This window comes from Halodesulfovibrio spirochaetisodalis, assembly GCF_001672295.1.
In the GTDB taxonomy this organism is placed as follows: Bacteria; Desulfobacterota; Desulfovibrionia; order Desulfovibrionales; family Desulfovibrionaceae; genus Halodesulfovibrio; species Halodesulfovibrio spirochaetisodalis.
In genome coordinates, this window is the sequence record NZ_JXMS01000022.1 from 19,896 (window position 1) to 33,841 (window position 13,946).

Annotated in this window: 15 protein-coding genes and 5 tRNA genes; 18 read left to right on the plus strand and 2 right to left on the minus strand. The window is 46.5% G+C overall.

What is annotated here, in order from left to right; genetic code table 11:
• Positions 1–69: 69 nt before the first annotated feature.
• The gene (locus SP90_RS11920) at positions 70–2,382 is read right to left on the minus strand and encodes a methyl-accepting chemotaxis protein (RefSeq protein ID WP_066856470.1); all 2,313 of its coding nucleotides are present in this window, start codon (positions 2,380–2,382) and stop codon (positions 70–72) included.
• Positions 2,383–2,615: 233 nt separating this feature from the next.
• Positions 2,616–3,359, minus strand: coding sequence for a TlyA family RNA methyltransferase (locus SP90_RS11925; protein WP_066856472.1), 744 nt, complete (start codon positions 3,357–3,359; stop codon positions 2,616–2,618).
• A gap of 343 nt (positions 3,360–3,702) precedes the next feature.
• Here SP90_RS11925 and rpmE point away from each other — a divergent pair, with 343 nt between their 5' ends.
• From rpmE to rplL, 18 genes are all read left to right on the plus strand, one after another.
• Positions 3,703–3,912, plus strand: coding sequence for a 50S ribosomal protein L31 (gene rpmE / locus SP90_RS11930; protein WP_066856474.1), 210 nt, complete (start codon positions 3,703–3,705; stop codon positions 3,910–3,912).
• A 110-nt stretch (positions 3,913–4,022) separates the two neighbouring features.
• Complete coding sequence (locus tag SP90_RS11935; RefSeq protein ID WP_066856477.1) at positions 4,023–5,033, plus strand: DUF1385 domain-containing protein; 1,011 nt, start codon at positions 4,023–4,025, stop codon at positions 5,031–5,033.
• Positions 5,033–6,103 carry a peptide chain release factor 1 gene (gene prfA / locus SP90_RS11940; protein ID WP_066856481.1) on the plus strand — a complete coding sequence of 357 codons (1,071 nt, stop codon included), beginning with the start codon at positions 5,033–5,035 and terminating at the stop codon, positions 6,101–6,103. The genes SP90_RS11935 and prfA overlap by 1 nt, the downstream gene beginning before the upstream one ends.
• Before the next feature lie 14 nt (positions 6,104–6,117).
• On the plus strand, positions 6,118–6,996 hold the full coding sequence (gene prmC, locus SP90_RS11945; RefSeq protein WP_066856484.1) for a peptide chain release factor N(5)-glutamine methyltransferase: 879 nt from the start codon (positions 6,118–6,120) through the stop codon (positions 6,994–6,996).
• 145 nt (positions 6,997–7,141) lie between these two features.
• Positions 7,142–8,056 (plus strand): UDP-3-O-acyl-N-acetylglucosamine deacetylase, encoded by a 915-nt coding sequence (gene lpxC / locus SP90_RS11950; protein ID WP_066856488.1) that lies wholly within the window; start codon positions 7,142–7,144, stop codon positions 8,054–8,056.
• A gap of 472 nt (positions 8,057–8,528) precedes the next feature.
• A tRNA-Thr gene (locus tag SP90_RS11955) sits at positions 8,529–8,604 on the plus strand.
• A 5-nt stretch (positions 8,605–8,609) separates the two neighbouring features.
• Positions 8,610–8,695, plus strand: a tRNA-Tyr gene (locus tag SP90_RS11960).
• A gap of 55 nt (positions 8,696–8,750) precedes the next feature.
• A tRNA-Gly gene (locus SP90_RS11965) sits at positions 8,751–8,826 on the plus strand.
• Between the two features lie 38 nt (positions 8,827–8,864).
• A tRNA-Thr gene (locus SP90_RS11970) sits at positions 8,865–8,940 on the plus strand.
• 51 nt (positions 8,941–8,991) lie between these two features.
• Positions 8,992–10,185 (plus strand): elongation factor Tu, encoded by a 1,194-nt coding sequence (gene tuf / locus SP90_RS11975; RefSeq protein WP_066856491.1) that lies wholly within the window; start codon positions 8,992–8,994, stop codon positions 10,183–10,185.
• 3 nt (positions 10,186–10,188) lie between these two features.
• On the plus strand, positions 10,189–10,338 hold the full coding sequence (gene rpmG / locus SP90_RS11980) for a 50S ribosomal protein L33 (protein ID WP_066856494.1): 150 nt from the start codon (positions 10,189–10,191) through the stop codon (positions 10,336–10,338).
• Positions 10,339–10,357: 19 nt separating this feature from the next.
• Positions 10,358–10,434, plus strand: a tRNA-Trp gene (locus SP90_RS11985).
• A 30-nt stretch (positions 10,435–10,464) separates the two neighbouring features.
• The gene (secE, locus tag SP90_RS11990) at positions 10,465–10,701 is read left to right on the plus strand and encodes a preprotein translocase subunit SecE (RefSeq protein ID WP_066856497.1); all 237 of its coding nucleotides are present in this window, start codon (positions 10,465–10,467) and stop codon (positions 10,699–10,701) included.
• Positions 10,702–10,713: 12 nt separating this feature from the next.
• Positions 10,714–11,268 carry a transcription termination/antitermination protein NusG gene (nusG, locus tag SP90_RS11995; protein WP_066856500.1) on the plus strand — a complete coding sequence of 185 codons (555 nt, stop codon included), beginning with the start codon at positions 10,714–10,716 and terminating at the stop codon, positions 11,266–11,268.
• 60 nt (positions 11,269–11,328) lie between these two features.
• Positions 11,329–11,751, plus strand: coding sequence for a 50S ribosomal protein L11 (gene rplK, locus SP90_RS12000; protein ID WP_066856502.1), 423 nt, complete (start codon positions 11,329–11,331; stop codon positions 11,749–11,751).
• Between the two features lie 106 nt (positions 11,752–11,857).
• A complete protein-coding gene (rplA, locus tag SP90_RS12005) occupies positions 11,858–12,565 on the plus strand; it encodes a 50S ribosomal protein L1 (protein WP_066856505.1) in 708 nt (235 codons plus the stop codon).
• Positions 12,566–12,732: 167 nt separating this feature from the next.
• Positions 12,733–13,254 (plus strand): 50S ribosomal protein L10, encoded by a 522-nt coding sequence (rplJ, locus tag SP90_RS12010; RefSeq protein ID WP_066856508.1) that lies wholly within the window; start codon positions 12,733–12,735, stop codon positions 13,252–13,254.
• A gap of 56 nt (positions 13,255–13,310) precedes the next feature.
• A complete protein-coding gene (gene rplL, locus SP90_RS12015; RefSeq protein WP_066856510.1) occupies positions 13,311–13,688 on the plus strand; it encodes a 50S ribosomal protein L7/L12 in 378 nt (125 codons plus the stop codon).
• Positions 13,689–13,946: the final 258 nt, after the last annotated feature.

Sequence of the window (13,946 nt, forward strand, 5' to 3'; positions counted from 1 at the left end):
TGACGCACCGTACTAGCGAATTACAGATTAATAAGAAAGGGTGGAGCTTATCAGCTCCACCCTTTCTTATTAGGCTTTCATTTCTTCTGTAAGTGATCGAAGTTCGAGCACCATTTCTTGCAAGTCCTGCACTGCAACAATGGCAGCACCTAAGGTATGCACTCCTTCATCTGTGATCGTACTGATCTCTGATGATGCCTTGCTGATCTGTTCGGAAGTGGCAGACTGTTCTTCAGTTGCCGTTGCAATAGCTGTAATTTCACTGAAGGCTTCATCCATCATTTCTTTAATGGACACAAGAAGTTCACCAGAAGCTTCTGCCTTGGCTGTTCCTTCACCTACAGCTGACACAGCTTTTTCTACCCCGTCCGCGACGCTTAAGGTAGAGCTCTGAATGCTATTTACAGCTTCGCTTACTTCACGAGTTGCAGAGGTAGTTTTTTCTGCGAGCTTGCGTACTTCATCCGCAACAACAGCAAAGCCCTTGCCGGCCTCACCTGCACGGGCGGCTTCAATAGCCGCGTTCAACGCAAGCAGGTTTGTCTGATCGGCAATATCAGAAATCATACTGATAACATTTCCAATATCATCAGCATGCTTTCCAAGATCAGCCATCTGACCATTCAGTTCTTTTGCTTCGTCATTTACTTTTGCAATCGCGTTGATGGTTTCATTCACAACCTGCGAACCTTCATCAACACGCTCACTACAGATTCCAGTGCTGGAAGCTGCACTACCAGCATTTTTAGCTACTTCGAGTACAGTTGCGTTCATTTCCTCAACAGCTACGGCTGTCTCAGAAGCACGTTCCTGCTGAATATGTGCACCGCTCGTTGTCTCATTAATTTGCCCGAGAAGATTGCCTGCTGCTGACTCAAGAGATGCTGCAACAGCATCAACCCTGTCTGCGACCTCGAGAGTTGCCGCATGCTGCTCAGAAATACGAGCTTCGGTCGCCCGGATTTCCGTCAGGTCGTAATACAAACCGAACGCCCCAAGTGCATTACCGGAAACATCATAAATAGGTGTTACAGTATAGAACAGCGTGAGTTCCTTTCCGTCATCCCGCTGTACAACACCTTCTTCACGTATTTCTAGATTCTCACGCACGGCATGAGACATTCTCGTTTCCCGAGTCTGATCATGATAAAAAACTTCGCCAGAAGTTTTACCAAGATACTCCTCAGGACGACCTTCACGACCGAAAAGCTCCAACAATTCTTTGTTCATGAATGTAAACCGGTCATCCACATCCACAACACCGCACGGGAAGTTAATCCCCTTAAGAACCCCTTGAGACATGCCAAGTTGTTCTTTCAAATCTTCTGTCATCTTCCGCAGGTGTTCAGCCAGCACATTAAGCTCATGACGGAAGGTACCTTCCAGCTTCGCTTCAAAGTCACCGGAAGCAACCTCTTTGGAATACACACCCAAGTTATCCAGAGGAGTTGCAAGTACCCTTTTAACTCCCACAAGCAAAACAATGGTGGCGACGAAAAGTGCAAGTGCGCCGATACCTATAATGATAAGACGCTGGTGATTTGCGGTGATCACCAATTCACTCTGAGGAACGGTAGTACTTATATACCAACCGGTTTCCTTGTTTTTGACAAACCGCTGTATCTTTTCCACCCCTTTATAGCGATAGGAGAAAAAGTTTTGCTTTTTGGCTTCCGATTGGATGATTTGATCAAAAACAGAAGAGCGTTTGAAAATTACCTGCTCATTCGGGTGGGCAACAATCGTCCCTGTCCCGTCTATCATATACGCATAGCCAGACTGTCCGAATGAAACGGGATCGACATACCGCTTACCAAAATTCCCGACATCAGCGAAAACAACAACGCCGCCTATGAGAGTGTTATCAACGAAGTCATATAATCTAGCGCCCATACCAAGCAGCCGCTGACCCATATCATCGTCGGAGATGACACTTTCGTTTACATAAAACTCTGATGTACCGTCGATCAGCTTCCCTTTCCACAGGGCAGCCCGTCCTTTGTCACCATTCAACGAAATTCCGCTTCTGGTAACACCTGATGTGATCTCACCTTTTTTGTTAAACACAAAAACAGCTTGAACATCACCATTCAGTTTAAGGACATTGTTTAAAAGATTTCGTCCCTCTTCACCTTCAACCCAGGCACTGTTGATAACATCCTCGTGCCCGGCAAGGTACCCCACAAGAGATTGAATCCCGCTAATAAACTGCTTGAGAGAAGTGTCCGCCAGAATGGTCTCACGATCCATGGCCTCAAGCTGAATCTCCTCAACAATCTTGGTTGTTGAAGAAGAAACATACAACACAATACACAGAACCGAGACTGAAACTATCAGCAATACTGTTGCAACAAGTTCAGTAGCAATACTTTTAATGCGCACGGTCAACCCCTATTTACCCGATAAAACGTCCTGCCCCTATACCAGACGGTCTCCACGACCGCTTTTCCCACCTGATATTCCGGATACAAAAACATATTCAAAATTATGTTCCTGCCACAACACACCAGAATATTTACGAGCAGTCGGAGACTTGTATCGCATCTTATCGGTCAATAAAAGCAAAGCTTTACATATCAAAATTGCCACACTTGGCGTTAACAGCGTTCACTCTCTCACTTCCTAAAGTAAGCTATGAATTCCTGATTGCCTTTCGGGCCCTTGATACTGGAAGGAACGACCCCTACAAGGGTGAGGCCAAGCTCATTGATAGCAAATCCGGTCACATCATCAATTGCCTGCTGATGCAATGCAGGGTCTCTAACAACACCTTTATCCGTCATACCCGGCCCGAGCTCAAACTGCGGTTTAATGAGCATCGCCAATTCACCGCCTTCACGAAGCAGTGCAACACATGGGGGAAGGATGAGCTTAAGAGAGATAAAGGACACATCCCCGACAACAAGATCCAGCGGCTCAGGAATGACACTGTCATCTATATTACGAAGATTTGTCCGCTCCAGATTGATAACACGTTCATCCTGACGAAGCTTTTCATGCAGCTGTCCGTACCCAACATCAACTGCGTATACTTTTGTTGCACCATGCTGAAGCAGGCAATCGGAAAAACCACCTGTAGAAGCTCCTGCATCAAGCGCAACCTTGCCGGCAGGATCAATTCCAAAATGTTCGATTGCTGTTAAAAGCTTGTATGCCCCTCGACTGACAAATCGCTCTATACCTTTTACTTCGAACAAAGAATCCAATTCCATTTTTTGCCCCGGCTTTGCCACCGGCTCTGGATTTCCGTTACGAATAATATACACTTGTCCCGCCATAATAAGGCGTTTAGCCTTCTCACGGCTATCTGCCAGACCCGCATCAAAAACAAGTTGATCGGCTCGTTCTTTTTTAGCCATATTATTTGCCTTGACATTGAAGCAAGGGAGGCATACGCACTCCTTGCCGGTTATAATTACAAGATGGCGCAGGACATCCTAGACTGCTACGGAGTCGACTCGCTACGAAAATCATAGCGTCCCGGCCCATAAAAATTTCTTTGCATCCCTTTATAATGATCGAAAAAAAATCTGTCATTCAACGGGATACAACTAATATATGCAGCATATGATGCCAGCGCTTATAAACAAAAGCGAACTGTCACCTACATCATCGTTTGTGGAGACTCAATATATTTCTCTTGCCTTCCAAACGCAACTGACGTAAGAAAATCCGTTCTGCATCTTCGTGAGGAGTTATAATATGAAAAAAGATACCCATCCTACAGTGTTTAAGGCTAAAATCTCTTGTGCATGCGGTTACGAATCCGAAGCACGTTCTACCAAAGGTGAAGCAGTAGCAGTTGAGATTTGCTCTCAGTGCCACCCTTTCTACACTGGTAAACAGCGCTTTGTTGATACCGCAGGTCGTATTGACCGTTTCCGCAAGAAATACGCCAACTTCAAAAAGTAGCACTTATCTCGCATTTTTTGAGGCCGTCGCCAAACCGGCGGCGAATCTTCCTCCCCTTAAAGATCTGCTTTTTGGGGAGGAGTATTCTTTAGCTCGACTGCGAGGAACATGTGACTACTCTCCGCAAAAATTTCCGAACTATTTTATCAGCCATTCTCACTGCCGCACGATGCAATGTCGGCGGACAGGCTGTTATGGAAGGCGTCATGATGCGCAATCAGGACCGCCTCGCTATTGCTGTCCGCAAAGCAGACGGTTCCATTATTGCTGACCAGCGCCCTTGGTTCACTTTCTCTAAAGCTGAATTTTTCAAGCGTCCTTTCGTACGCGGTTTCCCTATCCTTATAGAAACACTTGTCAACGGCATCAAAGCGCTCAACTTTTCTGCAACACAGGCTGTGGATGCAGAAGCTGAAGAAGAGCTCAAGCCTTGGCACCTTACCCTTACACTCATCTGCTCCATCGGCATTGCACTGTTCCTTTTTGTTGTTCTGCCGCATATGTTCTCCATCGGGATGAACTACCTCGGGCTCGGTGGTGATGTTAACGGGCTTTCGTTTCAGGTATGGGATGGCTTTTTCAAGTTCAGCATCTTTTTGGGATACATTATAAGTATCTCTTTTATCCCTGATATTAAACGTGTTTTCCAGTACCATGGTGCCGAGCACAAAGTTATCTGGGCATATGAAGACGGCAAGGCCGTAAGTGCCGGTTCTGCGGTTCTGCACAGCAGACTGCACCCACGTTGCGGCACAACGTTTATGCTTTTTGTACTTTCCGTTGCTATCATCCTGCACACGGTTCTTGTTCCAGCTATCCTTATGGTATGGACACCTGAATCTACAATTGTAAAACACAGTTTCATTATCTTCTTCAAACTGCTGCTTATGGCGCCTATCAGCGCATTCGCTTACGAACTCATTAAGTACAGCGCGAAGATTAATGACACTTTTTTAGGCAAAATCCTCAGCGCACCGGGCATGTTACTCCAGATGCTCACTACACACGAGCCGGACTCATCCCAGATTGAGGTTGCCATTGTTGCACTTAAGGAAGCTCTCGGAGACGAAGCTCCTGACGATATATATACCCCTGAGTATACAGTAGCGGAGAAAGAATAATGTTAGCCAAGTTAGAACACCTTGAGCGCAAATTCGAAGACCTTGAACAGCAGCTCAGCTCTCCTGAAGTTTTTGGCGACCAGGAACGCTACCGCAAGCTGACCAAGGCTCATTCTGATCTTAAAGAAGTTGTTGAAGCATTCCGTAAATATCGCTCCATGCAGGAGTCTCTTGAAGAAAACAAAGAGCTCATGAATGACAGCGATCCGGAACTTGCTGAAATGGCAAAAGAAGAAGTGAAGGATCTTGAGCAGCAAATTCCAGCAATGGAAGAACAGCTTACAATCCTCCTGCTTCCTAAAGATCCTATGGATGAAAAGAACACCATTCTGGAAATCCGTGCTGGTACCGGTGGTGATGAAGCAGCTCTGTTTGCTGGCGACCTGTTCCGCATGTACTCACGGTACGCTGAACGTATCGGTTGGAAAATCGAACTCCTCAGCAGCAGTGAAACCGGAACCGGTGGCCTCAAAGAGGTTATCGCACTGGTTAAAGGCGACAAAGTATACAGCCGCCTCAAGTTTGAATCCGGTATTCACCGTGTACAACGCGTTCCTGCAACAGAAACACAGGGCCGTGTACACACATCTGCTGCAACCGTAGCAATTATGCCGGAAGCAGAAGAAGTTGACTTGAATATCCGCAACGAAGACCTTCGCTTTGATGTTTTCCGCGCATCCGGCCCTGGCGGTCAGTCTGTTAACACCACAGACTCTGCTATCCGAGTGACCCACATCCCTACCGGCCTTGTTGTGTCCTGTCAGGATGAAAAGTCACAGCATAAGAACAAAGCAAAAGCGCTTAAAATTCTTTCTTCCCGTTTGTTGCAGCAAGTACAGCAGCAACAGCACGATGAACTTGCCGAACAGCGCAAGTCTCAGGTTGGCTCCGGTGACCGCTCCGGCCGAATCCGTACATACAACTTCGGTCAGGGACGCTGTACTGACCACCGCATCAACCTGACACTCTACAAACTTGACGCTATCATGGATGGCGATATCAACGAGCTGATCGACGCTCTTATCACTGCCGACCAGACTGAGAAACTTAAAGCTCAGGCTGACGCATAATACACGAGGGCATTATGGCGGTACAAAAACCCGCACAGCTCACCATTCAGTCGATACTTACAGCCTTCTCGGAATACCTTTCCGGGAAGGCTGTTGATTCTCCAAGACTGTCGGCTGAAATGGTGCTCCGCAAAATTCTTGGTCTTTCCCGTCTTGATATTCTTATCCATTCCCACCGTGAAGTTTCCGATGACGCATATGAACAAATGCTTCCTCTCATCCTGCGCAGAGGAACCGGTGAACCAGCTGCATACATCATGGGTGAGCGTGAATTTTACGGACGTTCATTTACTGTAAACCAACACACCCTGATTCCAAGACCGGAAACAGAGCACCTGATTGAAGCCGTTGTCGAACGTTTTGCACATAAGGGTTCATTCCGCTTTGCAGATCTTGGAACCGGCAGCGGGTGCATAGCTACAACCCTGGCAGCGGAGCTGCCGGAAGCATATGGGGTCGCAGTCGACCTCTCTCAGGGTGCAATCACGACAGCAAAGCAAAATTTACAAGCACATAACGTCGAGAATCGCGTGTCCTGCATCCGTGGCGATTTCACCACACCGTTGTTCAAAAACAACACATTTGACCTAATCGCCACAAACCCGCCATATGTCAGCCAATCAGAATATATAACGCTCGACCCTGAAGTTCAGCAATTTGAACCTGCATCAGCGCTAGTCCCTGGTACCAGCGGGCTTGAGCATGGCATCGCTCTTATTGAGCTTGCTTCAGAATGGTTAGCTCCTTCAGGATTTTTCATCATGGAGATGGGCTTCTGGCAAGGTACTGATTTAATGAATGAATTCAATAAAGAGAACAACAAATGGCGTGATGCCTGTATCATAAAAGATCTCTCAGGGCACGACCGCTTCGTTTGTGGATATAAAATCTAACACGATGCTAAAAAGACACATTGTGCTAAAAAGACACAGTTAGATACATACGTCTCTTTATAAAAAGTTCTTAAAAACCAATATAATAAAACCAAAAGAACCTCTGGCACACTCCTTGCTTACATGGAGCCGGAGGGAATAATTAATGCTACAACAGACAATTAACAAATCTATCGGATGCTCAGGTGTAGGCGTACACAGTGGTAAAGTTGTTAAACTTACACTCCACCCTGCCTCAGAAGACACAGGCATCGTTTTTCATATTCACGGTGAGGACGGCGTAAAGGTTATTACTCCTACCCCTCAAATTGTTACCGCTACACAACTGGCAACCGTTCTCGGTGTTGGCAACACATCAGCTGCAACCGTTGAACACCTACTTGCTGCCATCCGCGGTATGGAAATTGATAACATCCGAATTGAAATCCAAGGCGGAGAAGTTCCAATCATGGACGGCTCTGCTGCATCTTTCATATTCCTTCTCAAAGACGCAGGACTGCGTAAGCAATCCCGTCCGCGTACAGTCAAACGCATCAAAAAAGAAATCAATTTTGAGCGAGATGGGAAACGAATCTGCGCAAAGCCGCACAACGGTTTCTCCATTGACTACACTATCGACTTTGCTCACCCGCTCATCGGTGTGCAAAAAATGTCTGTTGAAGTAACTCCGGAAACATTTGCTACCGACATTGCCAAGGCGCGCACATTCGGCTTCTTCCGTGAAGTTGAATACCTGCGTTCCAAAAAGCTTGCGCTTGGCGGTTCCCTTGAAAACGCAATCGTCCTCGATGACTACAATGTACTCAATGAAGATGGCCTGCGTTTCCCTGACGAATTCGTTCGTCACAAAATTCTCGACTTCATCGGCGACATGGTAATGCTTGGCGCGCCGCTTGAAGGACATTTTGAAGTCTACTGCTCCGGTCATGCACTGAACAACCAGTTCTTACGTGCAATTGATGAAAATGCAGACATCTACCTCGAAAGTGTCACCCTTGAAGAGCCAGCAGCAGTTGCAGTGCCAGAAGTTGCTGCTTCCGCAGCACCGGCAGTAGCATAACGCTCCCTCTCTATAGTATAAATAAGGCCATCTGATAGATGGCCTTTTTTATTACGCAGTAATTTTAAGTTACTCCCTAGTATCCTGACACACTGTGCACTGCCTCAAAAGTAGATGTACAGCCAAAGATTACAGGGCTTATATTCAGAAACAAGAGCATCAATATATAAAACACCAGTTCGTAATATTCCACTATAGTGTGTCCGCACTAACATTCCGTGGTAAGTTTTACAGCAGAAACCTACCTATTATCCAATTTATAGTGGACAAATGCCATAAAAAGAAAGAGTGTCTACACTTATTGTTTGGGCATTTTTAGATTAACGGACAATTAATCGGAGAAAACCTGTACCTACCACTTATTGCAACTACCTAATTTTAAAGCCTTAAAAAAAAGGGCTAAAAAAAAGATTAAAAAAAGTGTTTTTTTGCTTGCCAAAACTTTGGGGGGTATATAAACACTCTTCTCGTTGCTGGCGTAGCTCAATTGGTAGAGCAGCTGATTTGTAATCAGCAGGTTGCGGGTTCAAGTCCCATCGCCAGCTCCAGAACAGGTGGGGTTCCCGAGTGGCCAAAGGGAACAGACTGTAAATCTGTCGGCGTATGCCTTCGGAGGTTCAAATCCTCCCCCCACCACCAGTTGCTAAGTAGCAGGCTGTAGGAGACTCAAGTCGGAGAACTACGGCGCATATAAGCGGGAATAGCTCAATTGGTAGAGCATCAGCCTTCCAAGCTGAGGGTTGCGAGTTCGAGTCTCGTTTCCCGCTCCAACTAGCCTGAGTTCTCCCTATAGCTTTTTGAATAAGAGGCTCTCATAGCTCAGTAGGTAGAGCGCATCCTTGGTAAGGATGAGGTCAGCAGTTCAATTCTGCTTGAGAGCTCCATTAATTATTTTCGGATAACCGAGAAAAATTCATTGCCAGGGAGATTTACTCATGGGTAAAGAAAAATTTGAACGCAGTAAGCCGCATGTAAACATCGGCACCATTGGTCACATTGACCATGGTAAAACTACTCTTACCGCAGCTATCACTAAAATCGCAGCTCTCAAGCAGGGCGGCCAGGCAGTAGCTTTCGACGAAATCGACAAAGCTCCTGAAGAAAAAGAGCGCGGTATCACAATCGCAACTGCACACGTTGAGTACGAAACTGACATCCGTCACTACGCTCACGTTGACTGCCCAGGTCACGCAGACTACATCAAAAACATGATCACCGGTGCAGCTCAGATGGACGGTGGTATCCTCGTTGTTGCAGCGACTGACGGTCCTATGCCTCAGACTCGTGAGCACATCCTGCTCGCTCGTCAGGTTGGTGTACCTTCCCTCGTTGTATTCATGAACAAATGCGACATGGTTGACGACGAAGAACTCCTCGAGCTCGTAGAAATGGAAGTTCGTGAACTTCTTTCTTCTTACGATTTCCCAGGTGACGACATTCCTGTAATTCGTGGTTCTGCTCTTAAAGCTCTTGAGTCTGATTCTGCAGACGCAGCTGACGCAGCACCAATCCTCGAACTCCTCGACGCTTGTGACTCTTACATTCCTGAGCCAGAGCGTGACATCGACAAACCTTTCCTTCTTCCTATTGAAGACGTGTTCTCCATCTCTGGTCGTGGTACAGTAGTTACTGGCCGTGTTGAGCGTGGTGTTATCACTGTTGGTGAAGAAGTTGAAATCGTTGGTATCAAAGAGACTCAGAAAACTACTTGTACCGGCGTTGAAATGTTCCGTAAACTTCTCGACCGTGGTGAAGCTGGCGATAACGTTGGTCTTCTTATCCGTGGTATTAAGCGTGATGAAGTTGAACGTGGTCAGGTTCTTTGTAAGCCTGGTTCCATCAACCCACACACCAAGTTTAAAGCTGAAGTATACGTACTTTCTAAAGACGAAGGTGGACGTCACACTCCATTCTTCACCGGTTACCGCCCTCAGTTCTACTTCCGTACAACTGACATCACTGGCGTAATCGCTCTTGACGAAGGCGTTGAAATGGTAATGCCAGGCGATAACGCTGTATTCAACGTAGAACTGATCAACCCAATCGCTATGGAAACTGGTCTTCGCTTCGCTATCCGCGAAGGTGGCCGTACCGTAGGCGCAGGTGTTGTTTCTGAAATCGTGGAGTAATTCATGCGCGTTAATATCCAGCTCGCTTGCACAGAGTGCAAACGACGCAATTACGCGACCGTGAAGAACAAGAAAAACACTACAGCTCGTGTTGAATTGAATAAGTATTGTCCTTGGGACAAGAAACATACTCTTCACCGCGAAACTAAGTAAGTAGTTGTTATAAAAACGCAGGGGTGTAGCTCCAACGGCTAGAGCGCCGGTCTCCAAAACCGGATGTTGCGGGTTCGAATCCCTCCACCCCTGCCATTTTCTTCCTTCTTACACGGCGAGGCGACAATGGCAAAAAAGCACTCAAAGAAAGCTGATGTGAAAGCTCCTGAAGCAAACAAAGTAACTCAGCTTAAAGAGTTCTTCGAAGAGTCCCAGGTTGAAATTAAAAAAGTAGTCTGGCCCTCCCGAAAAGAGACTGTGACAACCAGCATTGCGGTGCTGGCTCTTGTTGTTGTTATGTCTCTGTTTCTTGGCTTTGTAGATTTAGGTCTTACAAAGCTCGTAGAATACATTCTTTCTTAAACGGATATTCCTATGACCGAGGAACAAGCACCCGTAAGAAAAGCACGTTGGTACATTATCCACACCTACTCAGGTTTCGAGCAGCGTGTTGAACAGACCATCCAGCAGATGATCCGTACCGGCGAAGCTCAAGGCGAAATTGAGGAAGTCGTTGTACCTACCGAGAAAGTGGTTGAACTTGTAAAGGGTGAAAAACGCACCTCTACTCGCAAGTTTTACCCGGGTTACGTAATGGTCAAAATGATCATGACCGACCTTTCTTGGCATCTGGTTTCCAACATTCAGCGGGTTACTGGCTTTATTGGCGGCAAAAACCGCCCGACCCCAATGAGGGATTCAGAAGCAGCACGTATCCTCTCCATGATGGAATCCCGTCAGGAACAACCTCGTCCTAAGTTCAATTTTGAACGTGGTGACGAAGTGCGCGTTATCGATGGACCGTTCGGCGGTTTCAACGGCGTCGTGGAAGATGTAAACTACGACAAGGGTAAGCTCAGAGTATCCGTATCTATCTTCGGCAGACAAACACCTGTCGAGTTGGACTTTGTTCAGGTAGATAAAGGGTAATCAAGCACAATTAAGCACTTATCGCCACGCAAGTGGCGTTTGCTATAGAGGTATAGTGGTATGGCTAAAAAAGAAATTGCAAAAATTAAGCTTCAGATCCCTGCTGGTTCCGCGAACCCGTCTCCTCCAGTAGGTCCTGCTCTTGGTCAGCACGGTCTGAACATCATGGAATTCTGTAAAGCGTTTAACGCGAAGACCATGGATCAGAAAGGCATGATCATTCCTGTAATCATCACAGTATTCCAGGATCGTTCATTCACTTTCATCACCAAAACTCCACCTGCATCTGTGCTGCTCATTAAAGCTGCTAAAGTTGACAAAGGTTCCGGTGAGCCAAACCGTAACAAAGTTGGTTCCGTAACCGATGCACAGATCGAAGAAATTGCTACTATCAAAATGCCTGACCTCAATGCTGCTGATATGGATGCAGCTAAGAAGATCATCGCTGGTACTGCTCGCTCCATGGGCATTGATGTTAAATAGCATTCTGTAAATCAGTTGGACTGCCGTTCGCCGTGGTATAGCACGGCTATTTTTATCTTAGATCGAGCGGCAGGAGATTAACACAGAGAATAAAAAGGATATTACTATGCCTAAGCATGGAAAAAAATATCGTAAAGCAGCAGAAGGCCTCGAGCTTACCGCACGCTTTGCTGTTGAAGAAGCGATGGCTAAAGTAGTTGAGTCTGCTTATGCAAAATTTGATGAAACTGTTGACGTTGCAATCAACCTCGGCGTTGACCCTAAATACTCTGACCAGATGGTTCGTGGCGCATGCTCCCTTCCACACGGTCTTGGTAAAGATGTGCGCGTAGCAGTATTCTGTAAAGGCGAAAAACAGGCTGAAGCTCGTGAAGCTGGCGCTGAAATCGTTGGTGCAGAAGATCTCGTAGCAGAAGTTAAAGAAGGCAAGCTCGACTTTGACAAAGCTGTTGCAACTCCTGACGTTATGGCTCTCGTAGGTCAGATCGGCCGCGTACTCGGCCCTCGTGGTCTTATGCCTAACGCAAAAACTGGCACTGTTACTTTTGATGTAGCAAACGCAGTTAAAGAAATGAAAGCTGGCCGCGTTGAATTTAAAGTAGACAAAGCTGGTGTACTTCACGCTCCTATCGGTAAGGTTTCCTTCGGCGCTGAAAAGCTCATGGACAACCTCAAAACTATCGTTGAGACCGTGAACCGCCTCAAGCCTTCATCCGCTAAGGGTGCTTACATGAAAGCTATGTCCCTCTCCAGCACAATGGGACCTGGCTACAAAGTAGACCCTGCACTTATTCGCAAATTCATCGAAGGTTAATTCCTTCGGTTACATATTTGGTAGGAGCGAAGCTCTTTGTTTCGCTCCTGCTTTTTGGCAGAGGACTGGAATTCTGAGTCGAAGACAGTAGGCACTAATAAGTCCTACCGAGACAATTTGGCTTGGTTTTCCATTGGCAAATCCCCCTTAGTCTAAGGAGACTGAACGTGAACAGGTCTGAAAAAGCCGCCATTATTGAGCGCCTGAAAGAAAAAGCTGAAGGTGCTTCTATCGCGGTTGTGACTGACTTCAAGGGCTTGCCGGTGGAAGAGATGACCGTGCTCAGAGATGACCTTCGCAAAGCAGATGGTGAATACCATGTTGTGAAGAACACTCTGGCTCGCATCGCAGTCACCGGTGGTGATCATGAAGTTCTCGCTGATACTTTCAAAGAGAACAGCGCGATCGCCCTTGGTTTCGAAGATCCCGTTGCAGTTGCTAAGGCTGTCGTTGAATTCGCTAAAAAGAGCAAACACCTCGTTGTTAAGCATGCTTCTCTTGAAGGCAAGCTTCTCACCGAAGCTCAGCTTGGTGAACTCGCAAAGCTTCCTGGCAAGCAGCAGTTGCTTGGCATGGCGCTTGGCACAATGAACGCCGTTCCAACAAACTTCGTTGGCCTTTTCGCCAACATTCTGCGCAACTTCCTCTACGCTTTGAACGCTATCAAAGATCAGAAAGAAGCTGCATAAGCAGAACGTCTATTAATTAAAAAATATTAAGCCAAAATTATTTTAAGGAGACTACCATGTCCGTGACCAAAGAACAGGTTGTAGAATTTATCTCTAACATGACCGTACTCGAACTTTCTGAATTCATCAAAGAACTCGAAGAAACCTTCGGCGTTTCTGCAGCAGCTCCAGTTGCAGCAGTAGCAGCAGCACCTGCAGAAGGTGGCGCAGCAGCTGAAGAAAAAACTGAGTTTGATGTTATCCTCAAATCTGCTGGCGGCAACAAAATTGCTGTTATTAAAGCAGTTCGTGCTCTCACAGGTCTTGGTCTCAAAGAAGCTAAAGAAGCTGTAGACGGCGCACCTAAAGCTCTTAAAGAAGCAGTATCTAAAGACGATGCTGAAGCTGCTAAGAAAGCTCTCGAAGAAGCAGGCGCAGAAGTAGAAGTTAAGTAATTCTACTTTTTACTGCTGAAGCGAATTCAGGCGCGGGCGGGATTTTTTTCCCGTCCGCGTTTTATTAGCTCTGATGTACAGGGGAAGATCAAAAAAAAGCTTGCACAATTTTTTGTTGTGAACTAGATTACGCATTTGGTCGACTTGTCTTTGTTACGTAACGCTAATTAACAATTGGGCGACACGTTGCTGACCATTTCCGAACGTTTACCATCCCGAATTTTTTCTTTTACCACAGAGCATGACCGAGCGGACATG

Excerpts from the sequence above, each read along its gene's own strand:
- rplL (WP_066856510.1), top strand. The coding sequence starts at position 13,311 with ATGTCCGTGACCAAAGAACAGGTTGTAGAATTTATCTCTAACATGACC.
- rplK (WP_066856502.1), top strand. The coding sequence starts at position 11,329 with ATGGCTAAAAAAGAAATTGCAAAAATTAAGCTTCAGATCCCTGCTGGT.
- rpmG (WP_066856494.1), top strand. The coding sequence starts at position 10,189 with ATGCGCGTTAATATCCAGCTCGCTTGCACAGAGTGCAAACGACGCAAT.
- prmC (WP_066856484.1), top strand. The coding sequence starts at position 6,118 with ATGGCGGTACAAAAACCCGCACAGCTCACCATTCAGTCGATACTTACA.
- nusG (WP_066856500.1), top strand. The coding sequence starts at position 10,714 with ATGACCGAGGAACAAGCACCCGTAAGAAAAGCACGTTGGTACATTATC.
- SP90_RS11925 (WP_066856472.1), bottom strand. The coding sequence starts at position 3,359 with ATGGCTAAAAAAGAACGAGCCGATCAACTTGTTTTTGATGCGGGTCTG.
- prfA (WP_066856481.1), top strand. The coding sequence starts at position 5,033 with ATGTTAGCCAAGTTAGAACACCTTGAGCGCAAATTCGAAGACCTTGAA.
- secE (WP_066856497.1), top strand. The coding sequence starts at position 10,465 with ATGGCAAAAAAGCACTCAAAGAAAGCTGATGTGAAAGCTCCTGAAGCA.
- rplA (WP_066856505.1), top strand. The coding sequence starts at position 11,858 with ATGCCTAAGCATGGAAAAAAATATCGTAAAGCAGCAGAAGGCCTCGAG.
- tuf (WP_066856491.1), top strand. The coding sequence starts at position 8,992 with ATGGGTAAAGAAAAATTTGAACGCAGTAAGCCGCATGTAAACATCGGC.
- rpmE (WP_066856474.1), top strand. The coding sequence starts at position 3,703 with ATGAAAAAAGATACCCATCCTACAGTGTTTAAGGCTAAAATCTCTTGT.
- lpxC (WP_066856488.1), top strand. The coding sequence starts at position 7,142 with ATGCTACAACAGACAATTAACAAATCTATCGGATGCTCAGGTGTAGGC.